This is a genomic window from Flavobacterium sp. (assembly GCF_046296355.1).
Classification (GTDB): Bacteria; Bacteroidota; Bacteroidia; order Flavobacteriales; family Flavobacteriaceae; genus Flavobacterium.
In genome coordinates, this window is the sequence record NZ_JBKBLM010000002.1 from 130,461 (window position 1) to 148,385 (window position 17,925).

At 36.4% G+C, this 17,925-nt stretch carries 20 protein-coding genes; 9 read left to right on the forward strand and 11 right to left on the reverse strand.

Annotated features, from left to right (window positions below):
• Window positions 1–154 precede the first annotated feature (154 nt).
• The 3 genes from ACK4HO_RS02530 to ACK4HO_RS02540 are packed head-to-tail and all read left to right on the forward strand — an operon-like array spanning window position 155 to window position 2,085.
• Entirely contained in the window at window positions 155–826 is a 672-nt protein-coding gene (locus ACK4HO_RS02530; protein WP_409662122.1) for a 30S ribosomal protein S16, read from the forward strand.
• 14 nt (window positions 827–840) lie between these two features.
• Window positions 841–1,365: a ribosome maturation factor RimM gene (gene rimM, locus ACK4HO_RS02535; RefSeq protein WP_409662125.1), complete on the forward strand. Its 525-nt coding sequence runs from the start codon at window positions 841–843 to the stop codon at window positions 1,363–1,365.
• 12 nt (window positions 1,366–1,377) lie between these two features.
• Window positions 1,378–2,085: a tRNA1(Val) (adenine(37)-N6)-methyltransferase gene (locus ACK4HO_RS02540; RefSeq protein ID WP_409662128.1), complete on the forward strand. Its 708-nt coding sequence runs from the start codon at window positions 1,378–1,380 to the stop codon at window positions 2,083–2,085.
• Window position 2,086: 1 nt separating this feature from the next.
• Here the strand turns inward: ACK4HO_RS02540 and ACK4HO_RS02545 are convergent, their stop codons facing one another.
• Entirely contained in the window at window positions 2,087–2,908 is an 822-nt protein-coding gene (locus ACK4HO_RS02545) for a hypothetical protein (protein WP_409662131.1), read from the reverse strand.
• A gap of 133 nt (window positions 2,909–3,041) precedes the next feature.
• Between ACK4HO_RS02545 and ACK4HO_RS02550 the strand changes: the two genes are divergently transcribed.
• The 4 genes from ACK4HO_RS02550 to ACK4HO_RS02565 all read left to right on the forward strand — a co-directional run bounded on the left by ACK4HO_RS02550 (window position 3,042) and on the right by ACK4HO_RS02565 (window position 6,983).
• The gene (locus ACK4HO_RS02550; protein ID WP_409662134.1) at window positions 3,042–3,773 is read left to right on the forward strand and encodes a hypothetical protein; all 732 of its coding nucleotides are present in this window, start codon (window positions 3,042–3,044) and stop codon (window positions 3,771–3,773) included.
• Window positions 3,774–3,990: 217 nt separating this feature from the next.
• Window positions 3,991–5,169, forward strand: coding sequence for an acyl-CoA dehydrogenase family protein (locus tag ACK4HO_RS02555; protein ID WP_409662137.1), 1,179 nt, complete (start codon window positions 3,991–3,993; stop codon window positions 5,167–5,169).
• Window positions 5,170–5,439: 270 nt separating this feature from the next.
• The gene (locus ACK4HO_RS02560; RefSeq protein ID WP_409662140.1) at window positions 5,440–6,222 is read left to right on the forward strand and encodes a DUF3050 domain-containing protein; all 783 of its coding nucleotides are present in this window, start codon (window positions 5,440–5,442) and stop codon (window positions 6,220–6,222) included.
• Window positions 6,223–6,266: 44 nt separating this feature from the next.
• Window positions 6,267–6,983 (forward strand): SGNH/GDSL hydrolase family protein, encoded by a 717-nt coding sequence (locus ACK4HO_RS02565; protein ID WP_409662143.1) that lies wholly within the window; start codon window positions 6,267–6,269, stop codon window positions 6,981–6,983.
• On the opposite strand, the gene ACK4HO_RS02570 is transcribed toward ACK4HO_RS02565, so the two are convergent.
• The 8 genes from ACK4HO_RS02570 to trmB form a co-directional block, all read right to left on the reverse strand.
• Window positions 6,977–9,211 carry a response regulator gene (locus tag ACK4HO_RS02570; RefSeq protein WP_409662146.1) on the reverse strand — a complete coding sequence of 745 codons (2,235 nt, stop codon included), beginning with the start codon at window positions 9,209–9,211 and terminating at the stop codon, window positions 6,977–6,979. The two genes, ACK4HO_RS02565 and ACK4HO_RS02570, sit on opposite strands and share 7 nt — an antisense overlap.
• A gap of 105 nt (window positions 9,212–9,316) precedes the next feature.
• Window positions 9,317–9,646 carry a ferredoxin gene (locus ACK4HO_RS02575; protein ID WP_409662149.1) on the reverse strand — a complete coding sequence of 110 codons (330 nt, stop codon included), beginning with the start codon at window positions 9,644–9,646 and terminating at the stop codon, window positions 9,317–9,319.
• A 1-nt stretch (window position 9,647) separates the two neighbouring features.
• On the reverse strand, window positions 9,648–10,706 hold the full coding sequence (locus ACK4HO_RS02580; RefSeq protein ID WP_409662152.1) for an NAD(P)/FAD-dependent oxidoreductase: 1,059 nt from the start codon (window positions 10,704–10,706) through the stop codon (window positions 9,648–9,650).
• A 163-nt stretch (window positions 10,707–10,869) separates the two neighbouring features.
• Window positions 10,870–11,109: a NifU family protein gene (locus ACK4HO_RS02585; RefSeq protein WP_409662155.1), complete on the reverse strand. Its 240-nt coding sequence runs from the start codon at window positions 11,107–11,109 to the stop codon at window positions 10,870–10,872.
• 1 nt (window position 11,110) lies between these two features.
• Window positions 11,111–12,247 carry a P-loop NTPase gene (locus ACK4HO_RS02590; RefSeq protein WP_409662158.1) on the reverse strand — a complete coding sequence of 379 codons (1,137 nt, stop codon included), beginning with the start codon at window positions 12,245–12,247 and terminating at the stop codon, window positions 11,111–11,113.
• Window positions 12,248–12,394: 147 nt separating this feature from the next.
• A complete protein-coding gene (locus ACK4HO_RS02595) occupies window positions 12,395–12,721 on the reverse strand; it encodes an MGMT family protein (protein ID WP_409662161.1) in 327 nt (108 codons plus the stop codon).
• 1 nt (window position 12,722) lies between these two features.
• Window positions 12,723–13,349 (reverse strand): lysine transporter LysE, encoded by a 627-nt coding sequence (locus ACK4HO_RS02600; protein ID WP_409662164.1) that lies wholly within the window; start codon window positions 13,347–13,349, stop codon window positions 12,723–12,725.
• Window positions 13,350–14,024, reverse strand: coding sequence for a tRNA (guanosine(46)-N7)-methyltransferase TrmB (gene trmB / locus ACK4HO_RS02605; RefSeq protein WP_409662166.1), 675 nt, complete (start codon window positions 14,022–14,024; stop codon window positions 13,350–13,352). It lies immediately after the preceding gene.
• 116 nt (window positions 14,025–14,140) lie between these two features.
• Between trmB and ACK4HO_RS02610 the strand changes: the two genes are divergently transcribed.
• Window positions 14,141–14,962 (forward strand): UDP-2,3-diacylglucosamine diphosphatase, encoded by an 822-nt coding sequence (locus tag ACK4HO_RS02610; protein ID WP_409662169.1) that lies wholly within the window; start codon window positions 14,141–14,143, stop codon window positions 14,960–14,962.
• A gap of 137 nt (window positions 14,963–15,099) precedes the next feature.
• Window positions 15,100–16,155 (forward strand): glycosyltransferase, encoded by a 1,056-nt coding sequence (locus ACK4HO_RS02615; protein WP_409662172.1) that lies wholly within the window; start codon window positions 15,100–15,102, stop codon window positions 16,153–16,155.
• Here ACK4HO_RS02615 and ACK4HO_RS02620 read toward each other — a convergent pair.
• Both ACK4HO_RS02620 and ACK4HO_RS02625 read right to left on the reverse strand, forming a co-directional pair.
• A complete protein-coding gene (locus tag ACK4HO_RS02620; protein WP_409662175.1) occupies window positions 16,129–17,172 on the reverse strand; it encodes a sensor histidine kinase in 1,044 nt (347 codons plus the stop codon). The two genes, ACK4HO_RS02615 and ACK4HO_RS02620, sit on opposite strands and share 27 nt — an antisense overlap.
• Entirely contained in the window at window positions 17,173–17,856 is a 684-nt protein-coding gene (locus ACK4HO_RS02625) for a response regulator transcription factor (RefSeq protein ID WP_171220973.1), read from the reverse strand.
• Between the last annotated feature and the right edge of the window lie 69 nt (window positions 17,857–17,925).

Below are 17,925 nucleotides of genomic sequence, written 5' to 3' on the forward strand. Positions count from 1 at the left end.
TGCTAATTAAATTTTAAAAAAATAACGTTAAAGTTGGTGAATACAAGAACTTAGCTTTAAAAATATAAACCTCAATTAGTTTGTTTACAAAAAATAACTATCTTTGCACCCTTAAATAATCGAGGTCGAGTACCTCAAATTAATCAAAAAGATTATGTCAGTAAAAATTAGATTACAAAGACACGGTAAAAAACAAAAACCTTTTTACTGGATCGTAGCAGCTGATGCACGTTCAAAAAGAGATGGTAAATACCTTGAAAAATTAGGAACTTACAATCCAAACACCAATCCTGCGACTATTGATTTAAACATTGACCAAGCGGTTCAATGGTTACACAATGGAGCTCAACCCACTGATACTGCAAGAGCTATCCTTTCTTACAAAGGTGCTTTAATGAAACATCACCTTGATGGTGGCGTTCGTAAAGGTGCTTTAACGCAAGAACAAGCTGATACTAAATTGGCTAAATGGTTAGAAGACAAAGCTGGTAAAGTTACTGCTAAAAAAGAAGGTTTGACAAAAGCACAAGAAGCTGCTAAAGTGAAAGCTTTAAAAGCAGAAAAAGAAGCTAACGACAAACGTGCTGCTGCCGCTGTTGAAGCTGCAAAAGTTGAAGAAGTAGCGGAAGAAGTTGCAGTAGAAGAAACTGTAGCGGAAGAAACTCCAGAAGTGGTTGCTGAAGTAGCTGTTGAAGAAACTGTTGTTGAAGAAACTCCTGCTGCTGAAGTTGCTGTAGAAGAAGTTGCTGAAGTTGTAGCTGAAGAAGCTCCTGCTGTTGAAGAAACTCCTGCTGCTGAAGAAACCAGCGAAGAAACAGAAGCTTAATATTTCAAGCAATTATGCGTAAAGAAGATTGTTTCTATTTAGGTAAAATTGCAAAAAAATTTAGTTTCAAAGGGGAAGTTTTAATCTATTTAGATACAGACGAACCCGAGTTATATGAAAATATGGAATCAGTATTTGTTGAGTTCAACAAAAATCTGGTTCCATATTTTATTGAAAATAGTTCCCTACATAAAAACGACTTTCTTCGTGTCCAATTTGAAGATGTCGACTCCGAAGCCGAAGCCGATACGCTTATCGGTTGCGAAATATATCTTCCGCTTACCATGTTGCCTAAACTTTCAGGCAATAAGTTCTATTTCCACGAAGTAATTGGTTTTGAAATCGAAGACAAACGTCTGGGCATTTTTGGCGTAATCCAATCTATCAACGATACCACTGCGCAACCTTTATTCGAAGTATTAAATGGCGAAGTCGAAATGCTGATTCCAATGATTGACCATTTTTTAGTCGAAATTGACCGCAAGAACAAAAAAGTCGTGATGGATTTACCGGAAGGCTTGATCGAAATGTACCTTTAGGAGCTGTTTCAAATGTTCCAATTCAAAAAATTTACTGTTAACCAAGACCGTTGCGCGATGAAAGTCGGCACCGATGGCGTTTTGCTTGGCGCTTGGACACCAATAGATAATCGTCCGTTTTCGGTTTTGGATATTGGTGCAGGAACCGGAATTTTGGCTTTGATGTTGGCCCAAAGAAGTTCGGCTGAACAAATTGACGCCATTGAAATCGATGAACAAGCTTTTGAACAATGCGTAGAAAACTTTGAAAATTCGCCTTGGTCTGACCGATTGTACTGTTATCACGCCGGTTTAGATGAATTTATGGAAGAACCGGAAGACGAATATGATTTGATTGTTTCCAATCCGCCATTCTATAGCGAAGATTACAAAACCGAAAGCGAACAAAGAGATTTGGCGCGTTTCCAAGACGCTTTGCCTTTTGCCGATTTGGTTGAAGCAGCTTCGATTTTATTGTCTGAAAACGGGATTTTCTCCGTAATCATTCCTTATAAAGAAGAAACAAAGTTTATTGGCTTAGCCAAAGAGTGCAACTTATTTCCCTGTAAAATTACCCGAGTAAAAGGCACACCAACTACCGAAATCAAACGAAGCTTACTCGCGTTTTCCTTTGCCAAAAAAACCAATTACCCTATCGATGAACTCATCATTGAAACGGCTCGTCATCAATACACTGAAGACTATATTGCCTTGACTAAGGATTTTTATTTGAAGCTGTAAATCAGTCTGAAACGAGCAGTTCAACATTTAGGGAATACACTTTGCTTCTTTTCCACTCTTCTTGAAAATACCAACTATCCGTAAACTCATCTGTACCATCAATGGAAATTAACGGTTCATAAAAAAACCCATTAGGGTGATTATTATCTTTACTGTAGCTTTTATTTTGTTCCAGCAAAGGATGTTGAATGATGATAAAAATCCCGTTGGAGGGAAATTCTATATTCAAACTATTGAAATCCGCTTCGACTACATGCGTTCCTTTTTTGAGTTTGTAAATAAGGGTTTCGGTGTTTAGTATTTCATCGGGCTTTCCATCATCCCCAACCGAATAAACTAAAACACTTATCAGTCGGTTTTTATTGGTTGCTGTAGCAAAGAACTTGGCTTTACTCAGATACTTTCCTTTAGTTTTATCATTGGGAAAATATTTTGCGGTCATCGCCATTTTGGTATCCCATTGCACACCATAATGGTTGTCGCCTCTTTTGGCCTTGCCCAGTTTTAGTGTTTTCTCGAATTTGCGTTGGACCAACTTTACTTCATCCAAAGCAATCCTATTCGGTCGCAAAAATATTTCCGCTGTAATTTTTGCAATGGTATCATGATAACCAACTGACGTAATCTTGAAATAGGTTGTCGTTTCTTTAGGATCAATGCTAAAAACACCGGTAGAATCTGCCGTTTTGTATAGTGATTCGGCTTTCCAGACATTGGCATAAGCTACGGGCATTTTGGACTCTTTATCTTTAACATGCACCACCGTTTGTGCTTGAAATAAAGTACACATCAAACAAAACAATACCGTTATCTTATTTCTCATACAATTTGTAAAAAGGAGTTCCAAGATACATTTTTTAAGTTTAACTTTTTGTACTAAAATATTTAACAAATTCTTCTGAGTTTACCCAATTCGCAATGTTTAATTTAGTCTTGAAGGTTTCATCCCAAGGCTTATGGCAAAAATTACATATTGGTTCTTTACTTTATTTCCGATTTTAGGCTTTGCGCAAAGCGAAAAACTACTTCACGGAAAAGTGTTGTCAGAAGGAAAAGCCATTGGCAATATTGATATTGTTAATACAAATTCGAAAAAAAGCAGCACAACCGACAGCAATGGGAACTTCAGTATTTTGGCCAAAATGGGCGATGAACTCTTTGTCATTTCCAAAGAATATGTCAACCGGAAAATGATGTTGACCCAAGAAAACTTAGACAAAGGCAACTTGGTAATTCAGTTAGAAAAAAAACCGATAGAATTGGATGATGTCGAAATTACAACAACACCAAGCGTAAAATTTAAACTCTCTCAAGCCGATTTAGACACTGGGAAACTAGCCAAGCAGACTAAAGCATTAAAAGTGGTGAATGTTAATGATGGCATTATAGAAAACGGTGTTGACTTTGTGCGATTGGCCAAAGGATTGCGCAATTTATTCAAAAACAAAGAACAAGAAAAAAGGAAAAAAACACTTCCGCCGATTTCATTCAAAGACTATCTCGCCTTGAATTTTGATACTGCTTTTTATATCCAAAAACTCAAACTGAAACCAGAAGAAATAGATTTATTCATTGCTTATTGCGAAGTTGATTCGAAAGCTAAAAGTTTGGCCGAACGACAAGACCTATTTGAAATGGCCGACTTTTTATTTGAAAAAAATGAAGAATTTAAAAAACTCAAGCATTAATTTTTAGCAGATGCAAACCTAGCCCAGATGGAAGCGGCATCCTTTTTCTTTTTTTAAATAAAAAAAGGAAAAGATATAGCGTACAGCTGGAAAAAGCTTCAAAAAATTATAACAGTTGTTGATTGAGATTTTAAGTAAGATTGTTTAGCTTTGCAAACGATTTCGTAACTGGTTTTGGCTAATTACTAATCACTAATTACTAATCACTTTTTAGAAAATGAAACCAGATTTATTTCAAGCTCCGGATTACTACAATTTAGATGATTTATTAACGGAAGAACACAAATTAGTGCGTGATTCAGCTCGTGCGTGGGTGAAACGAGAAGTTTCTCCTATCATTGAAGATTATGCGCAACGTGCGGAATTTCCAAAACAAATCATCAAAGGATTGGGTGAAATAGGTGGATTCGGACCTTATATTCCTGAAGAATATGGCGGTGCCGGTTTGGACCAAATTTCGTATGGTTTAATCATGCAGGAAATTGAAAGAGGTGATTCGGGTGTGCGTTCTACGTCATCGGTACAATCGTCTTTAGTAATGTATCCCATTTGGAAATTCGGAACCGAAGAACAACGTCAAAAATATTTACCAAAACTGGCTACCGGAGAATTCATGGGTTGTTTCGGATTGACCGAACCTGATCATGGTTCGAATCCTTCAGGAATGACCACCAACTTCAAAGACATGGGCGACCATTATTTGTTGAACGGTGCCAAAATGTGGATTTCAAACGCGCCATTTGCGGACATCGCTGTAGTATGGGCGAAAAATGAAGAAGGCAGAATCCACGGTTTAATTGTTGAACGTGGCATGGAAGGTTTAACCACGCCTGAAACGCATAACAAATGGTCACTTCGTGCTTCGGCAACGGGTGAATTGATTTTTGACAACGTAAAAGTGCCAAAAGAAAACTTAATGCCGGGCAAATCCGGATTAGGTGCGCCAATGCAATGTTTGGATTCGGCTCGTTACGGAATTGCTTGGGGTGCTATTGGTGCGGCTATGGATTGTTATGACACAGCTTTGCGTTATGCCAAAGAAAGAATTCAGTTTGACAAACCGATTGCTTCTTTCCAATTGCAACAAAAGAAATTGGCCGAAATGATTACCGAAATCACTAAAGCCCAATTGCTAACTTGGAGACTAGGCGTTTTGAGAAACGAAGGCAAAGCAACAACCGCTCAAATCTCTATGGCGAAAAGAAACAACGTGGATATGGCGATTCACATCGCTCGTGAAGCCCGTCAAATGTTAGGCGGAATGGGAATCACCGGAGATTATTCAATTATGCGCCATAGTATGAATTTGGAATCCGTGATTACTTATGAAGGCACGCACGACATTCACTTGTTGATTACCGGTGCGGATATCACAGGCATTCCGGCTTTTAAATAAGATTTTATTTTACCACATAGAAGCATAGAAATGGTTTATGAAAAAAGGGAATTTTAAGGAATTTTGAATTCATAGCGCTAATACTATGTCAAAACAAAGTTTTCTCAATTCAAAACAATAAATTCTATGTCTCTATGTGGTACAACATTTAAAGACATTAAACAATAAATAAAATTGATATAAAATGCTTCTCTATTTCGGGAAGCATTTTTACTTTTGTTTAGAATAGAATCCCTAAAGTTCTATCCTTCGTAAATACAATAAAAAACTATGACCATTTCTATCATTAACGAAAAAATTCAACCACAGAAAGACATTTTACTCCAACATCCTTTATACGAAAAAGTAAAAACGATAGACGACTTGCGAAAGTTTTTGGAAAATCATGTGTATGCCGTTTGGGATTTTATGTCGCTGTTAAAAGCACTGCAAAGCAAATTAACTTGCACCACTACGCCATGGTTTGCTTCAGCCAATCCGGAAACTAGGTATTTAATTAACGAAATTGTTTTGGCAGAAGAAAGCGATTTGACTTTAGACGGCAAACGTTTAAGTCATTTCGAAATGTATGTCGATGCCTTGCAAAGTTGTGGTGCTTGTACCAAAGAATTAGACACTTTTCTACAAAACGTAATCGATACTAAAAATGTATTTATCGCCATCAAACAAAGTGATTTACATCCTGAAGTGAAAGCGTTTCTCGACTTTACTTTCCGCGTCATCGAAGAAGGCAAAGTGCACAAAATTGCGGCGGCGTTTACTTTTGGTAGAGAAGATTTGATTCCGAATATGTTTACTGAAATCCTGAAAAGCTTCCAACAAAATTTCCCGGATGTTGATTTGTCTAAATTGATTTATTACTTCGAAAGACATATCGAATTAGACGCCGACGAACACGGACCAATGGCGATGCAAATGATTACCGAACTTTGTCAGGATGATTCTCAAAAATGGAAGGAAGTTGAGGAAGTTTCGATTTTAGCTTTAGAGAAAAGAATCGGGCTTTGGAATGCCATTGAAGAAAAAATAGAAGCTAATTTAGAATTGGCTTAAATCCAAAGCAATTGCTTTATCGGAATTGTAATGAAATAATCCTAATGAAATACATTACTAAAATATTTTTCTCGCTCTTACTTGTCTTATCATTGATAGGTTGCAGTTCGGACGAGGACAATACTGCCACTCAAATTGTTTCGGCTAACTATAAATATTTGGCCTTAGGCGATAGTTATACTTTTGGTCAAAACGTTTGCGAAACTTGTCGGTTTCCCGAACAATTGAAAGACAGTCTTGGTCAATACCTTAATGAAGCCGACACTTTTCAAATCAAACTTATAGCCCAAACGGGTTGGACAACAAACAACTTAAAAAATGCTATTGCTGCTGGAGCGATAACCAATGACTATGATTTGGTTACTCTGTTAATTGGCGTCAACAACCAATACCAAGGCCAACCTTTTAGTGTTTACGAACAAGAATTCCCTGAATTGGTTGCTATAGCCATCACTAAAGCCAAAGGCGACAAAAACAATGTTATTGTAGTTTCAATTCCGGATTATGCTTACACGCCTTTTGGACAAGGTTCATCGAATCCTTCAAATATTTCTGCTCAATTGGATGCTTATAATGCCTTTGCCCAAAATTATTGTTTGGCCAACAACATTACTTTCATCAATATTACTGATATCACAAGATTAGGTTTAGAGCAACCTGAATTGGTAGCTAATGATGGTTTGCATCCATCAACTGTTGCTTATTCAAAATTTGTAGAGCTGATTTTGCCCGTTGCAAAAATTAAACTAGAAAATTACTGAATCACTTTTAAATTTATTTGTTTAATTATAGTTTCCTCAAGATTTTTTAATACAATAGGTTTTGTAATAAAATCATCCATCCCATTAGATATTGCTTTAACCTTATCTTCATCAAATGCGCTTGCTGTAACAGCGATAATTGGGGTTAAAAATTTTTGATATTTTATAGAGTTTTTTATTATGGCTGTTGCTTCAAACCCATCCATTTCCGGCATGTGCAAATCCATAAAAATCATATCATACTCATTTTCTTGGTATAACAAAACGGCTTCTTTACCATTGTTTGCAATATCTGATTTTATGTTTATTTTTTCCAAAAGTTTATATAAAACCTTTTGATTGATGATGTTGTCTTCAACTATTAAGGCTTTATTAACGCAAATCTCTGATTTATTACTTATGTCATTTTCAATATTTTCCGCATAAACTTCATTAAGATTTAACCTAAACGGTATTTCAAAATTAAAACTTGATCCTCCGTTTATTAATGGAGCAATATTTAATTTTGTCCCTCCCATTAGTTGGATTAATTGGTTAGAGATTGTTAAACCCAATCCGGTTCCGCCATACTTTCTTGTTGTTGACAAATCTGCTTGTTCAAATGCTAATAAAATTTGTTCTGTTTTGTTGGCATCAATACCTATTCCTGAGTCCATTACTTTAAATCCAATGTATTGAACTTCATCAACTATGTTTATGAGTTTAACTTCTAGTCTTACATCTCCTTTTGGCGTAAACTTTATAGCATTATCCAATAAATTGATTAGGACTTGTTGTAATCTCAAGTTATCACCAAGTATGTTGCTTAAAATGGCATCATCAAAAATAAAGTGGAGTTCAATATTTTTGTCCTTAATTCTATATTCAAAGAGTCTTATTAATTTGGCTAGTTCTTTTTTAAGATTTATGGGATAATACTCCAAATTCATTTTTCCTGCCTCCATTTTAGAATGGTCTAAAATCATATTCACCAATCCTAAAAGGTGATCTGCACTATGTTCGGCAATTTCAACATACTCTATTTGCTCATTTGTCAACGATTTGGTTTTAAGCATGTTCAACATTCCAATTACACCGTTGAGTGGCGATCTTATTTCGTGACTCATATTGGCTAAAAACTGCGTTTTGAAGGATGCGCTGTTGTTGGCCTGTTCTGTTGCTTTTTCTAAAAACTCAATATTTTTGGTTAGCTTTTCTCTTAAAATTCCATAACTTTTTAACAAAAAATCTACTTCTCTAATCGGTGAACTTTGATTGATAGTAATTTGATTATCTTTAAAATTTGACTTGATATAATTAGAAATATCCATTGTCAATAGTTGTAAATCTTTGGTGAAATAACGCGACACATAAACACTTAAAAACAATGCCAATAACCCAATTAAAATGGTCTGAAATAATTGAAAATAGAATAAATTACTTTTTACTTGATTTACTTTATTTTTTGACAAATTTATAATTTGAAGAAAAGAGTCTTCTACAAAAACATTTAAATAATTAATTTTACCATACAAGCCTAAATTTGGTGTAAGGCCTAATTCTGAACTCTTATTAACTAATTCTCGAAAGTTATTTTTATACCCTATCAGAAGCTCTTTTGTATAAGGATCAACGCTCTTTTTTTTAATTGTACTGTTTATGAGTTTGTCAAATTCAAAAAAATAAATTTCGTCAGCTCTAAGTAAATAATCCTTTTCGTGCCTGCGCAATTGGAGTAACGTAATTTTATCTAAAGAAGAATTGTTTTCTAATAAATGGGCTTTACTTCTCATTTCGCCTTCAAATCCGTAATCTTTAAATCCACGAGCTAAGGCAATTTCTTTAAATATGATAACGCTTTTATACAGACTATCAATGTCACTCGAAAGCTTAGTCATTGGATGATTGATATCAATATTCAAGCGCTTCGATTCATTTAGAATTTCAAGAACTTGCTTTTTTTGTTTTTTTAAATTATTGATATACAAGTCAATATCCCTTTGATTTCTATTAACATAGAATTCTTTCTCTTTATATCCTGTTAATAAAAAAGATTGGAAATTTTTAACGTTTGTACTAAAGTCTTTAGAAACGTTATAGGTCTTATCTGTAAAGTCATTGAGTTTCCCTATTTTTCGATCGATATAAGCGTAGAAAAGAAACCAAATTACCATCAACACAAGAATTGTTGAAAACGATAAAAATATTTGAACTCTGAAATAACGAAAATTATTAAATGAAATTTTCACCTAGTTTTATTTGTTTCGCTAATCTATTCATTAGATGAGTTTTGATTGTTACTTTATGTTTAATAAATTATTAAACTAACAACCAAACAAATATAAACTCTAGTTTTATTGCGGAGCCAATTCTATTTCTAGTCCTTCAAGGTCTTCGGTGATATGGATTTGACAACCCAAGCGGCTGTTTTCTTTAACATTAAAAGCTTCCCAAAGCATGGCTTGCTCATCGTCACTTTTCTCAGGCAAAGGAAAATCATTTAATACATAACACTGGCAAGAAGCACACATCGCCATGCCGCCACAAATTCCGATAGTGCCTTCGGGTGCTAATTCATAGGCGCGAACGAGTTCCATGATATTCATGTTCATGTCAGTTGGTGCTTGCACTTCGTGACTGATGCCTTCGCGATCAGTTATGGTTATGGTAACGTCGTTTGCCATGTTATTCTATAGATTTTACTACTGCTTTTTCTGCTTCTTTACGAGTACCGTCAAAACCTTCAACACCCGAAACTGTGGTGTATTTCAAGACATATTTTTTGCCCGGATTTAATCTTTGGTAAACACTTTGGCACATCAATGTCGCTTCATGGAAACCACAAAGAATCAGTTTCAACTTGCCCGGATAAATATTCACGTCACCAATGGCGTAAATGCCTTCAATATTGGTTTGATAGTCTAAAGCGTTGTTGACTTTAATAGCATTTTTTTCTATTTCTAATCCCCAATTGGCGATAGGTCCCAATTTTGGTGTCAAGCCAAATAGCGGAATAAAATAATCGGTTACAACGTTCATACGTGCACCGTTGACTTCAATATCAACAGATTCAATTCTTTCCGAACCTTTGAAGCCTATAACTTCTCCGGGTGTAATTAGTTTAATTTTTCCTGCCGATTTTAATTCCTGTACTTTTTCAACGGAATCTAATGCGCCGCGGAATTCATTTCTTCGGTGTACCAAAGTTACGGAAGCCGCCACATCGGAAAGGAAAATACTCCAATCCAAAGCAGAATCGCCACCGCCGGAAATCACTATATTTTTACCTCTGTATTTTTCGGGATCTTTTACAAAATAATCAACGCCTCGGTCTTCTTTTTCGTAAAATTCTATGTCTTTTAGAATAGGTTTTCTTGGTTCGAATGTTCCTAAACCACCGGCAATGGCTATGGCTTTGGCCAAATGTTTTGTACCTTCATTCGTAGTTACGATAAAACTACCGTCATCCAGTTTTTCAATCGTTTCGGCGGTTTGTCCTAAGGTAAATCCGGGTTGGAATTGTTTGATTTGCTCCATTAAATTCGTCACCAAATCACCCGCCAACACTTCAGGATAACCGGGAATATCGTAGATGGGTTTTTTGGGATACAATTCTGCTAATTGTCCACCGGGTTGTGGCAAAGCATCTATAATGTGGCATTTTAATTTTAATAATCCGGCTTCGAAAACAGTAAAAAGCCCTGTTGGTCCGGCACCGATAATCAATATATCTGTTTCAATCATTTTTTGAGGTTCTGAGGTTCTGAGGTTCTGAGGCGCTAAGGTCTTTAAACCGGAACTTTTATTTTATGATTTTTGTCATGTTCAGCACGAATGCGTTAGGGATGGGAGCAAGTACCGTGTACTGCGGACAGCCCGACCCGTTTTTTCAACGGGTAACGCCCAACTATGCTACGTTCTCAACAGTTTCTATTTGTGGCGCGTATTTTTTTATCGTTGTTTCCACACCGGCTTTCATTGTACTGATGCTTAAACTGCAAGAAGTACAAGCTCCTTGAAGACGCACTTTTACATGTTTCTCCTCTTCTATGGAAACCAAACTGATATCGCCGCCATCGGAATTCAGAAAAGGTCTGATTTCGCTGAGTGCTTTTTCGATGTTTAAAATCAATTCTTCGTTTGTCATCTTATTTTCCTTTAACGGCAGAACAACCTGCCATGGTAGTTATTTTGATTGCTTCGGTTGGTGGTAAATCATTATTTCTGTTTACCGTTTCCTGCACAACATTTCTGGTGATTTCTTCAAAAACCCTTTCGATTACCGAAGCCGTTTGCAAGGCTGCCGGACGACCGTAATCACCGGCTTCGCGAATGCTTTGTACCAATGGCACTTCGCCTAAAAACGGTACTTGCAAATCTTCCGCCAGGTTTTTGGCACCTTCTTTTCCGAAGATGTAATATTTGTTATTTGGCAATTCTTCAGGTGTGAAATAAGCCATATTTTCTATGATTCCTAAAACCGGAACGTTAATGCTGTCTGACAAGAACATCGAAACTCCTTTTTTGGCATCAGCCAAAGCTACAGCTTGCGGTGTACTCACTACAACAGCGCCGGTGATTGGCAACGATTGCATGATGGACAAGTGAATATCACCTGTTCCCGGAGGTAAATCGATGAGCATGAAGTCTAATTCGCCCCAAGCGGCATCGAATATCATTTGGTTCAACGCTTTGGAAGCCATTGGTCCACGCCAAATTACGGCCTGACTCGGAGCCGTAAAGAATCCGATGGAAAGCAATTTGATTTCGTAGCTTTCGACAGGTTTCATTTTTGATTTGCCGTCGACTTCAATCGAGATTGGTTTCTCGTTTTCTACGTCGAACATAATCGGCATTGATGGACCGTAAATATCAGCATCGAGAATTCCGACTTTGAATCCCATTTTGGCCAAAGTCACGGCTAAGTTTGCGGTAACTGTAGATTTTCCAACGCCGCCTTTTCCTGAAGCTACCGCAATAATATTGCTGATACCCGGAATGGCTTTGCCTTTGATTTCGTTCGGATTTTGGGTTGGCGTTTCTACTTTGATATTGACTTTTACCTCAGCATCAGCAGAGAATTTTTCGTGGATTAATTTTTTGATGTCGTCTTCCGCACGTTTTTTGATGTGCATCGCCGGCGTTGTGATTACTAAATCGACTACGACTTCGTTGCCGAACGTCAGTACATTTTTTACGGCACCGCTTTCGACCATATTCTTTCCCTCGCCTGCGATAGTAATGGTTTCTAAAGCTGCTAAGATTTCTTTTCTATCTAGTTTCATTTCTAATGGTAATTAAGCTTTTCAGTTACTTTTATTTAAACTGAATTTAGATTACAAAGATAATACGAAATGTTTGGAAACAATCGTTAAAGAATTGAAAATGTTTATGGAGAAATAGTTGGAAGATGGATGCTGGATGCGGGATGTTTACTGCTGACTAATTTCAGGTTGCCAAAAGTGTTGTTCGAAATCGACAATCTGATTATCGATGACTTCAATGCCTTCGTTTTCGAGTAATTGTTGCATTAAATTAGTGCCTTGGAAATGGTGTTTTCCTGAAAGCACACCAATTCTATTCACCACTCTGTGTGCCGGAATATCTTCTCTGCCGTGACAGGCATTCATGGCCCAACCAACCATTCTGGCGGAACGAGCTGTCCCTAATGCCCTAGCAATAGCACCATACGAAGTCACTTTTCCTTCCGGAATTTGTCGTGCTATCGCGTATACTCTTTCGAAAAAATTATCTTCCATTTTAGCTGTAAAGTAATTTAATCAAAGTAACCACAGCCATAAAAGTCGTCACAGAACCAATAACAATATTGATATTTTGCATTAAGAATTCGGTCTTCTTTTCAATCTTTTTAAAGGCGACAATGTAGAGGTAAAAAACGCTAAACGAGCCGAGAACTACGCCAATTACAAAGGAAGAAACCGGGATTTTATCAAAGCTGAAATAACCGGCAGCGGCCAAACCCATACTGGCGAAAACGTAGAACGGAATCGGCAACAAATTGAGCATAGACAATAGCATCCCAAAAAAGAAACGGTTCGATTTTCCTTTGACAATTCGGTCTGCTTTTAATTTCTTTGGTTTTTTGGCAATCCAGAAAAAATAAATACTCAACCCCGAGAAAATGAAGATCCCGATCTCTTGTAAGGTTGCCACAATTTCATCGTGATTGCTGATGAATCGGGCGAACAGTACAGCGATAAAGGTTTGGAAAAAAACGATAGTAGCCGCGCCTGCAGCAAAGCTTATCGCTTCATTTTTACTCTCTTGCAAACTGATTTTTGCAGCCGTCATATTGATTAAACCCGGAAGTATAACCGCCAAAAACGAAATGCAAAAACCCAAGACAAGAGGCAAGATAAAGGTCATCTATTTGATTTTGAAACGAATATACGTAATTGCTTTATTGATTTCCAAATATTGTTTTTCGTAAAACGTTTGGATACCGATTACTTCCTCCGGTGCGCCTTCGTTTTTGTAGACATTGTGGTTGGCGTATAAGACTTCGTGTCCTTCGCCGTGTAACAATCCCAGAGTATAACCGTGCATGAACTCGCTGTCGGTTTTTAAGTTGACCACACCATCAGGTTTTAAAATTCTTTTGTACAATTTCAAAAACTCACTGTTGGTCATTCGGTGCTTGGTACGTTTGTATTTGATTTGCGGATCGGGAAAAGTGATCCAAATTTCGGAAACTTCATGCTTGGCAAAAATGTCTTCGATTAGCTCAATTTGGGTGCGAACAAAAGCCACATTGTGCATGCCTTCATCGACTGCAGTTTTCGCACCACGCCAAAATCGCGCTCCTTTGATATCGATTCCGACAAAGTTTTTATCCGGATATTTTTCGGCTAAGCCAACGGAATATTCGCCTTTGCCACAACCTAATTCAATGATGATTGGATTGTCGTTTTTGAAGAAATCACTGTTCCATTTGCCTTTTAGCGGAAACTCACCACCTACTACTTCTTCTCGCGTTGGTTGGAAAACATTTTGAAAAGTTTCGTTTTCCTTAAATCGTTTTAATTTATTCTTACTGCCCACAAACTTAAATTTTCGGTAAAATTAAGGAAATAAAAGTCAGTACAAATAAAGTTTTGATAATGTTTAAGTAACGTAATTGTTTCTTTAAAATACTTTCTTTGATAAACTTATTTATTTTGAAAAAAAGAAAAGTAGAAGTTGTGGTCATATCCGATGTTCATTTGGGAACATATGGTTGTCACGCCAGAGAATTATTAAATTATTTGTCTTCCATTAAACCGAAAACATTAATTCTGAACGGCGACATCATTGATATTTGGCAATTCAGAAAATCTTACTTTCCGGCTTCGCATTTGAAGGTGATTAAAAAAATCATTTCCTTAAGTTCCAAAGGTACAAAAGTGTATTACTTAACCGGAAACCACGATGAATTCTTGAGAAAGTTTACCGATTTACACCTAGGAAATCTCAGTTTACTCAACAAATTGGTCTTAGAGTTAGACGGTAAAAAAGCCTGGATTTTTCATGGTGATGTTTTTGATGCTTCGATTAATCATGCTAAATGGTTGGCAAAACTTGGCGGTTGGGGTTATGATCTTCTGATTTTAATCAATCGTTTTTTGAATTGGGTTTTGGCCAAAATGAATAAAGAGCCCTATTCTTTGTCCAAAAAAATAAAAGACAACGTAAAATCGGCGATAAAATTTATCACTAATTTTGAAAATGTTTGTGCCGAATTAGCCATAGAAAACCAGTATGATTATGTAATTTGCGGACACATTCACGAACCAAAAATCAGTTTAATTGAAACCGAAAAAGGAAGGACAACCTATTTGAATTCGGGTGATTGGATAGAAAATTTGACCGCTTTGGAATACAATAATAAAAAATGGAAATTGTACAAACACAATCCGAATGACTTTCTTTCAGAAGAAGAACCGCATTTTGAATATGAAGACAAATTGGCTGAACAGTTTATAAGTATTTTGAAAAAATAAAAATGAACCACATCGAGGCATAGAAATGAAGAAATGGATAGAAAAAGTTTTTGAAAATTAAGATTGCTATACTTGAGTGAAACGACTCAATAATTTTTATAAAACTATGTTTCTATGTGGTTAAATAATAAAAAACAATGTCAAAAAATATACTTGTTGCACCGTTAAATTGGGGTTTAGGACACGCCACTCGTTGCATTCCGATTATTCGGGAATTGGAACTTTTTGGTTTTACACCAATAATAGCTTCTGATGGGATTGCGCTTCGAATTTTACAAAAAGAATTTCCGCATTTGCATACGGTAGAATTGCCTTCCTACGAAATAGAATACGCCAAAGACGGCGCCGATTTTAAATGGAAACTGATTAAAAACAGTCCAAAAATGATTCAGGCCATTTTTGAAGAAAAGAAATTGGTCAAAGCCTTGGTGAAAAAATACAATTTGAAAGGCATCATTTCTGACAATCGTTTGGGCGTTTACAGCAAAAAAGTGCCGAGTATTTTTATGACGCACCAACTAAATGTTTTATCGGGCAAAACCACTTGGATTTCGAGCAAATTGCATCAGTATTTTATAGGCAAATTTACAGAATGTTGGATTCCCGACATGAAAGAACAACCCAATCTAACCGGCAAATTAGGGCATTTGAAAAACAGTGATTTGTCATTGAAATATTTGGGTCCGTTAAGTCGTTTGGAGAAAAAAGATTTGGAATCCAAATACGAATTAATGGTCATTCTTTCCGGTCCTGAACCTCAGCGAACGATGTTGGAAGAAAGATTAATTGATGAACTTCAAAACTACAATGGCGAAGTAATTTTTATCAAAGGCAAGATAGAGCCGGAACAAAAAACGGAAACCGTCAAAAACATCACTTATTACAATTTCATGACGTCTTCCGAAATTGAAACCGCTTTTAACGAAAGTGAAATGGTGCTTTGCCGTTCGGGTTATACTACTGTTATGGATTTAGCTAAATTGGAAAAGAAAGCCTTTTTCATTCCAACACCGGGACAATTTGAGCAGGAATATTTGGCCAAAAGATATAAAAGAAACGGGATTGCGCCTTATGCCAAACAAGACGAATTCAGAATAGAAAATTTATTGGAAATTCCGCTATACAAAGGATTACCTCAACTGAAGGAAGCCGTGAATTGGAAGCAATTATTTATACTTTTCGAGGGTGAATGAGAATTCTGAACCTTTGCCGAATTCGCTTTCTACATAAATTTTTTCGCCATGCGCTTCGATGATGTGTTTGACGATTGACAAACCCAATCCAGAACCGCCTTCGCTTCTGGCTCCGCTTTTATCTACTCTGAAAAAGCGCTCAAACAAACGAGGAATATATTGCTTTTCTATACCTTCTCCGTTGTCTCTGAAACGCACTATAATCTTGTCATTGACTAAATCCTCAATCGTTACTTCAGTCGTACCGTTTTCTTTACCGTATTTGATGGAATTCATCACCAAATTGGTCAACACTTGTTGAATTTTTTCTTTATCAGCAAATACTCGAATGGGTTTGCTGTGCTTTCGGTCGAACATCAAGATGATATTCTTTTTATCGGCTTTCATTTCTAATAAATCGAAGACATTTTGAATTAAATCAACAATATTAAACGTAGACAATTCTAGATTTAAATCACCGGTTTCTAGTTTGGAAATCATGTCTAAATCTTCTACAATGTAGATTAATCTTTCTACGCCTTTTTCGGCACGTTCCAAGTATTTTTTTCGTATATTTTTATCATTCATTGCACCGTCAAGCAACGTCGATAAATAACCTTGAACAGTAAATAAAGGTGTTTTTAATTCGTGGGAAACATTGCCCAAAAACTCACGTCGGTATTCTTCACGAACTTTAAGGGTTTCAATCTCCATTTTTTTATCGGTAGCGAACTTTTTTACCTGCTGGGTTAAAGTGGCCATATCCGTTGTTATCGGTTGGTTTCGAAAAGAAGTGGATTCTAAAAGGGAAACATCGTCGTATATTTTTTTTACTCTACGATAGATAAAGTGCTCTACACGATATTGAATTACAAAAAAAGAGAAAGTCAGTATGCATATAGCAAAAACCAGTAGGATTTGCCAAGAAAATTCGTTAAAAAACCACAATAATAATCCGAGAAAACCGGTTGCAAAAAGAGTAATATAAGAGGAGGATACTACTGCAAAACGATAAGTCTTCTTGAATCTTATTTTCATTTACACCTCTAATTTGTATCCAACACCTTTAATGGTTTTGAACAAATCTTCGCCTATTTTCTCGCGAAGTTTTCTAATATGTACATCGATGGTTCTTCCTCCGACGATGACTTCATTGCCCCAAACTTTATCCAAGATTTCTTCTCTTTTGAATACTTTTCCGGGTTTGGATGCTAATAAATAAAACAATTCAAATTCTTTTCTTGGAAGAACAATTTCTTTGCCTTCTTTGATGATTTTGTATTCTTCGCGGTTGATTTCTATGCCGCCAACATTGAGTGTCTCCGTATTTTGTTCTTCGTTTTTCAAACGACGCAACAAAGCTTTTACTTTGCTGACCAATAATTTGGGCTTGATAGGTTTGGTGATATAATCATCGGCACCGGCATCAAAACCGGCTACTTGAGAATAATCTTCGCTTCTAGCGGTTAAAAAAGTGATAATCACATTGCTCAATTCGGGCAGTTTGCGAATATTTTCACAGGCTTCCATTCCATCCATTTCGGGCATCATTACATCCATAATGATGAGTTGCGGTAATTCTTTTTTAGCTTTCGTAATGGCTTCTTTTCCATTGGTCGCGGTTACGATTTGATATCCTTCTTGGGAAAGATTGTAGCCTACAATTTCCAGGATATCCTGCTCATCATCTACTAATAAAATCTTGATGTCTTTTTTTTTCATACGGACACAATTGTTTTTTGTCGATGTAAATGTAAAGATAATACAAAATGATTAAATACCACAAAACTT

Excerpts from the sequence above, each read along its gene's own strand:
- ACK4HO_RS02530 (WP_409662122.1), top strand. The coding sequence starts at position 155 with ATGTCAGTAAAAATTAGATTACAAAGACACGGTAAAAAACAAAAACCT.
- rimM (WP_409662125.1), top strand. The coding sequence starts at position 841 with ATGCGTAAAGAAGATTGTTTCTATTTAGGTAAAATTGCAAAAAAATTT.
- ACK4HO_RS02540 (WP_409662128.1), top strand. The coding sequence starts at position 1,378 with ATGTTCCAATTCAAAAAATTTACTGTTAACCAAGACCGTTGCGCGATG.
- ACK4HO_RS02545 (WP_409662131.1), bottom strand. The coding sequence starts at position 2,908 with ATGAGAAATAAGATAACGGTATTGTTTTGTTTGATGTGTACTTTATTT.
- ACK4HO_RS02550 (WP_409662134.1), top strand. The coding sequence starts at position 3,042 with ATGGCAAAAATTACATATTGGTTCTTTACTTTATTTCCGATTTTAGGC.
- ACK4HO_RS02555 (WP_409662137.1), top strand. The coding sequence starts at position 3,991 with ATGAAACCAGATTTATTTCAAGCTCCGGATTACTACAATTTAGATGAT.
- ACK4HO_RS02560 (WP_409662140.1), top strand. The coding sequence starts at position 5,440 with ATGACCATTTCTATCATTAACGAAAAAATTCAACCACAGAAAGACATT.
- ACK4HO_RS02565 (WP_409662143.1), top strand. The coding sequence starts at position 6,267 with ATGAAATACATTACTAAAATATTTTTCTCGCTCTTACTTGTCTTATCA.
- ACK4HO_RS02575 (WP_409662149.1), bottom strand. The coding sequence starts at position 9,646 with ATGGCAAACGACGTTACCATAACCATAACTGATCGCGAAGGCATCAGT.
- ACK4HO_RS02580 (WP_409662152.1), bottom strand. The coding sequence starts at position 10,706 with ATGATTGAAACAGATATATTGATTATCGGTGCCGGACCAACAGGGCTT.
- ACK4HO_RS02585 (WP_409662155.1), bottom strand. The coding sequence starts at position 11,109 with ATGACAAACGAAGAATTGATTTTAAACATCGAAAAAGCACTCAGCGAA.
- ACK4HO_RS02590 (WP_409662158.1), bottom strand. The coding sequence starts at position 12,247 with ATGAAACTAGATAGAAAAGAAATCTTAGCAGCTTTAGAAACCATTACT.
- ACK4HO_RS02595 (WP_409662161.1), bottom strand. The coding sequence starts at position 12,721 with ATGGAAGATAATTTTTTCGAAAGAGTATACGCGATAGCACGACAAATT.
- ACK4HO_RS02600 (WP_409662164.1), bottom strand. The coding sequence starts at position 13,349 with ATGACCTTTATCTTGCCTCTTGTCTTGGGTTTTTGCATTTCGTTTTTG.
- ACK4HO_RS02615 (WP_409662172.1), top strand. The coding sequence starts at position 15,100 with ATGTCAAAAAATATACTTGTTGCACCGTTAAATTGGGGTTTAGGACAC.
- ACK4HO_RS02620 (WP_409662175.1), bottom strand. The coding sequence starts at position 17,172 with ATGAAAATAAGATTCAAGAAGACTTATCGTTTTGCAGTAGTATCCTCC.
- ACK4HO_RS02625 (WP_171220973.1), bottom strand. The coding sequence starts at position 17,856 with ATGAAAAAAAAAGACATCAAGATTTTATTAGTAGATGATGAGCAGGAT.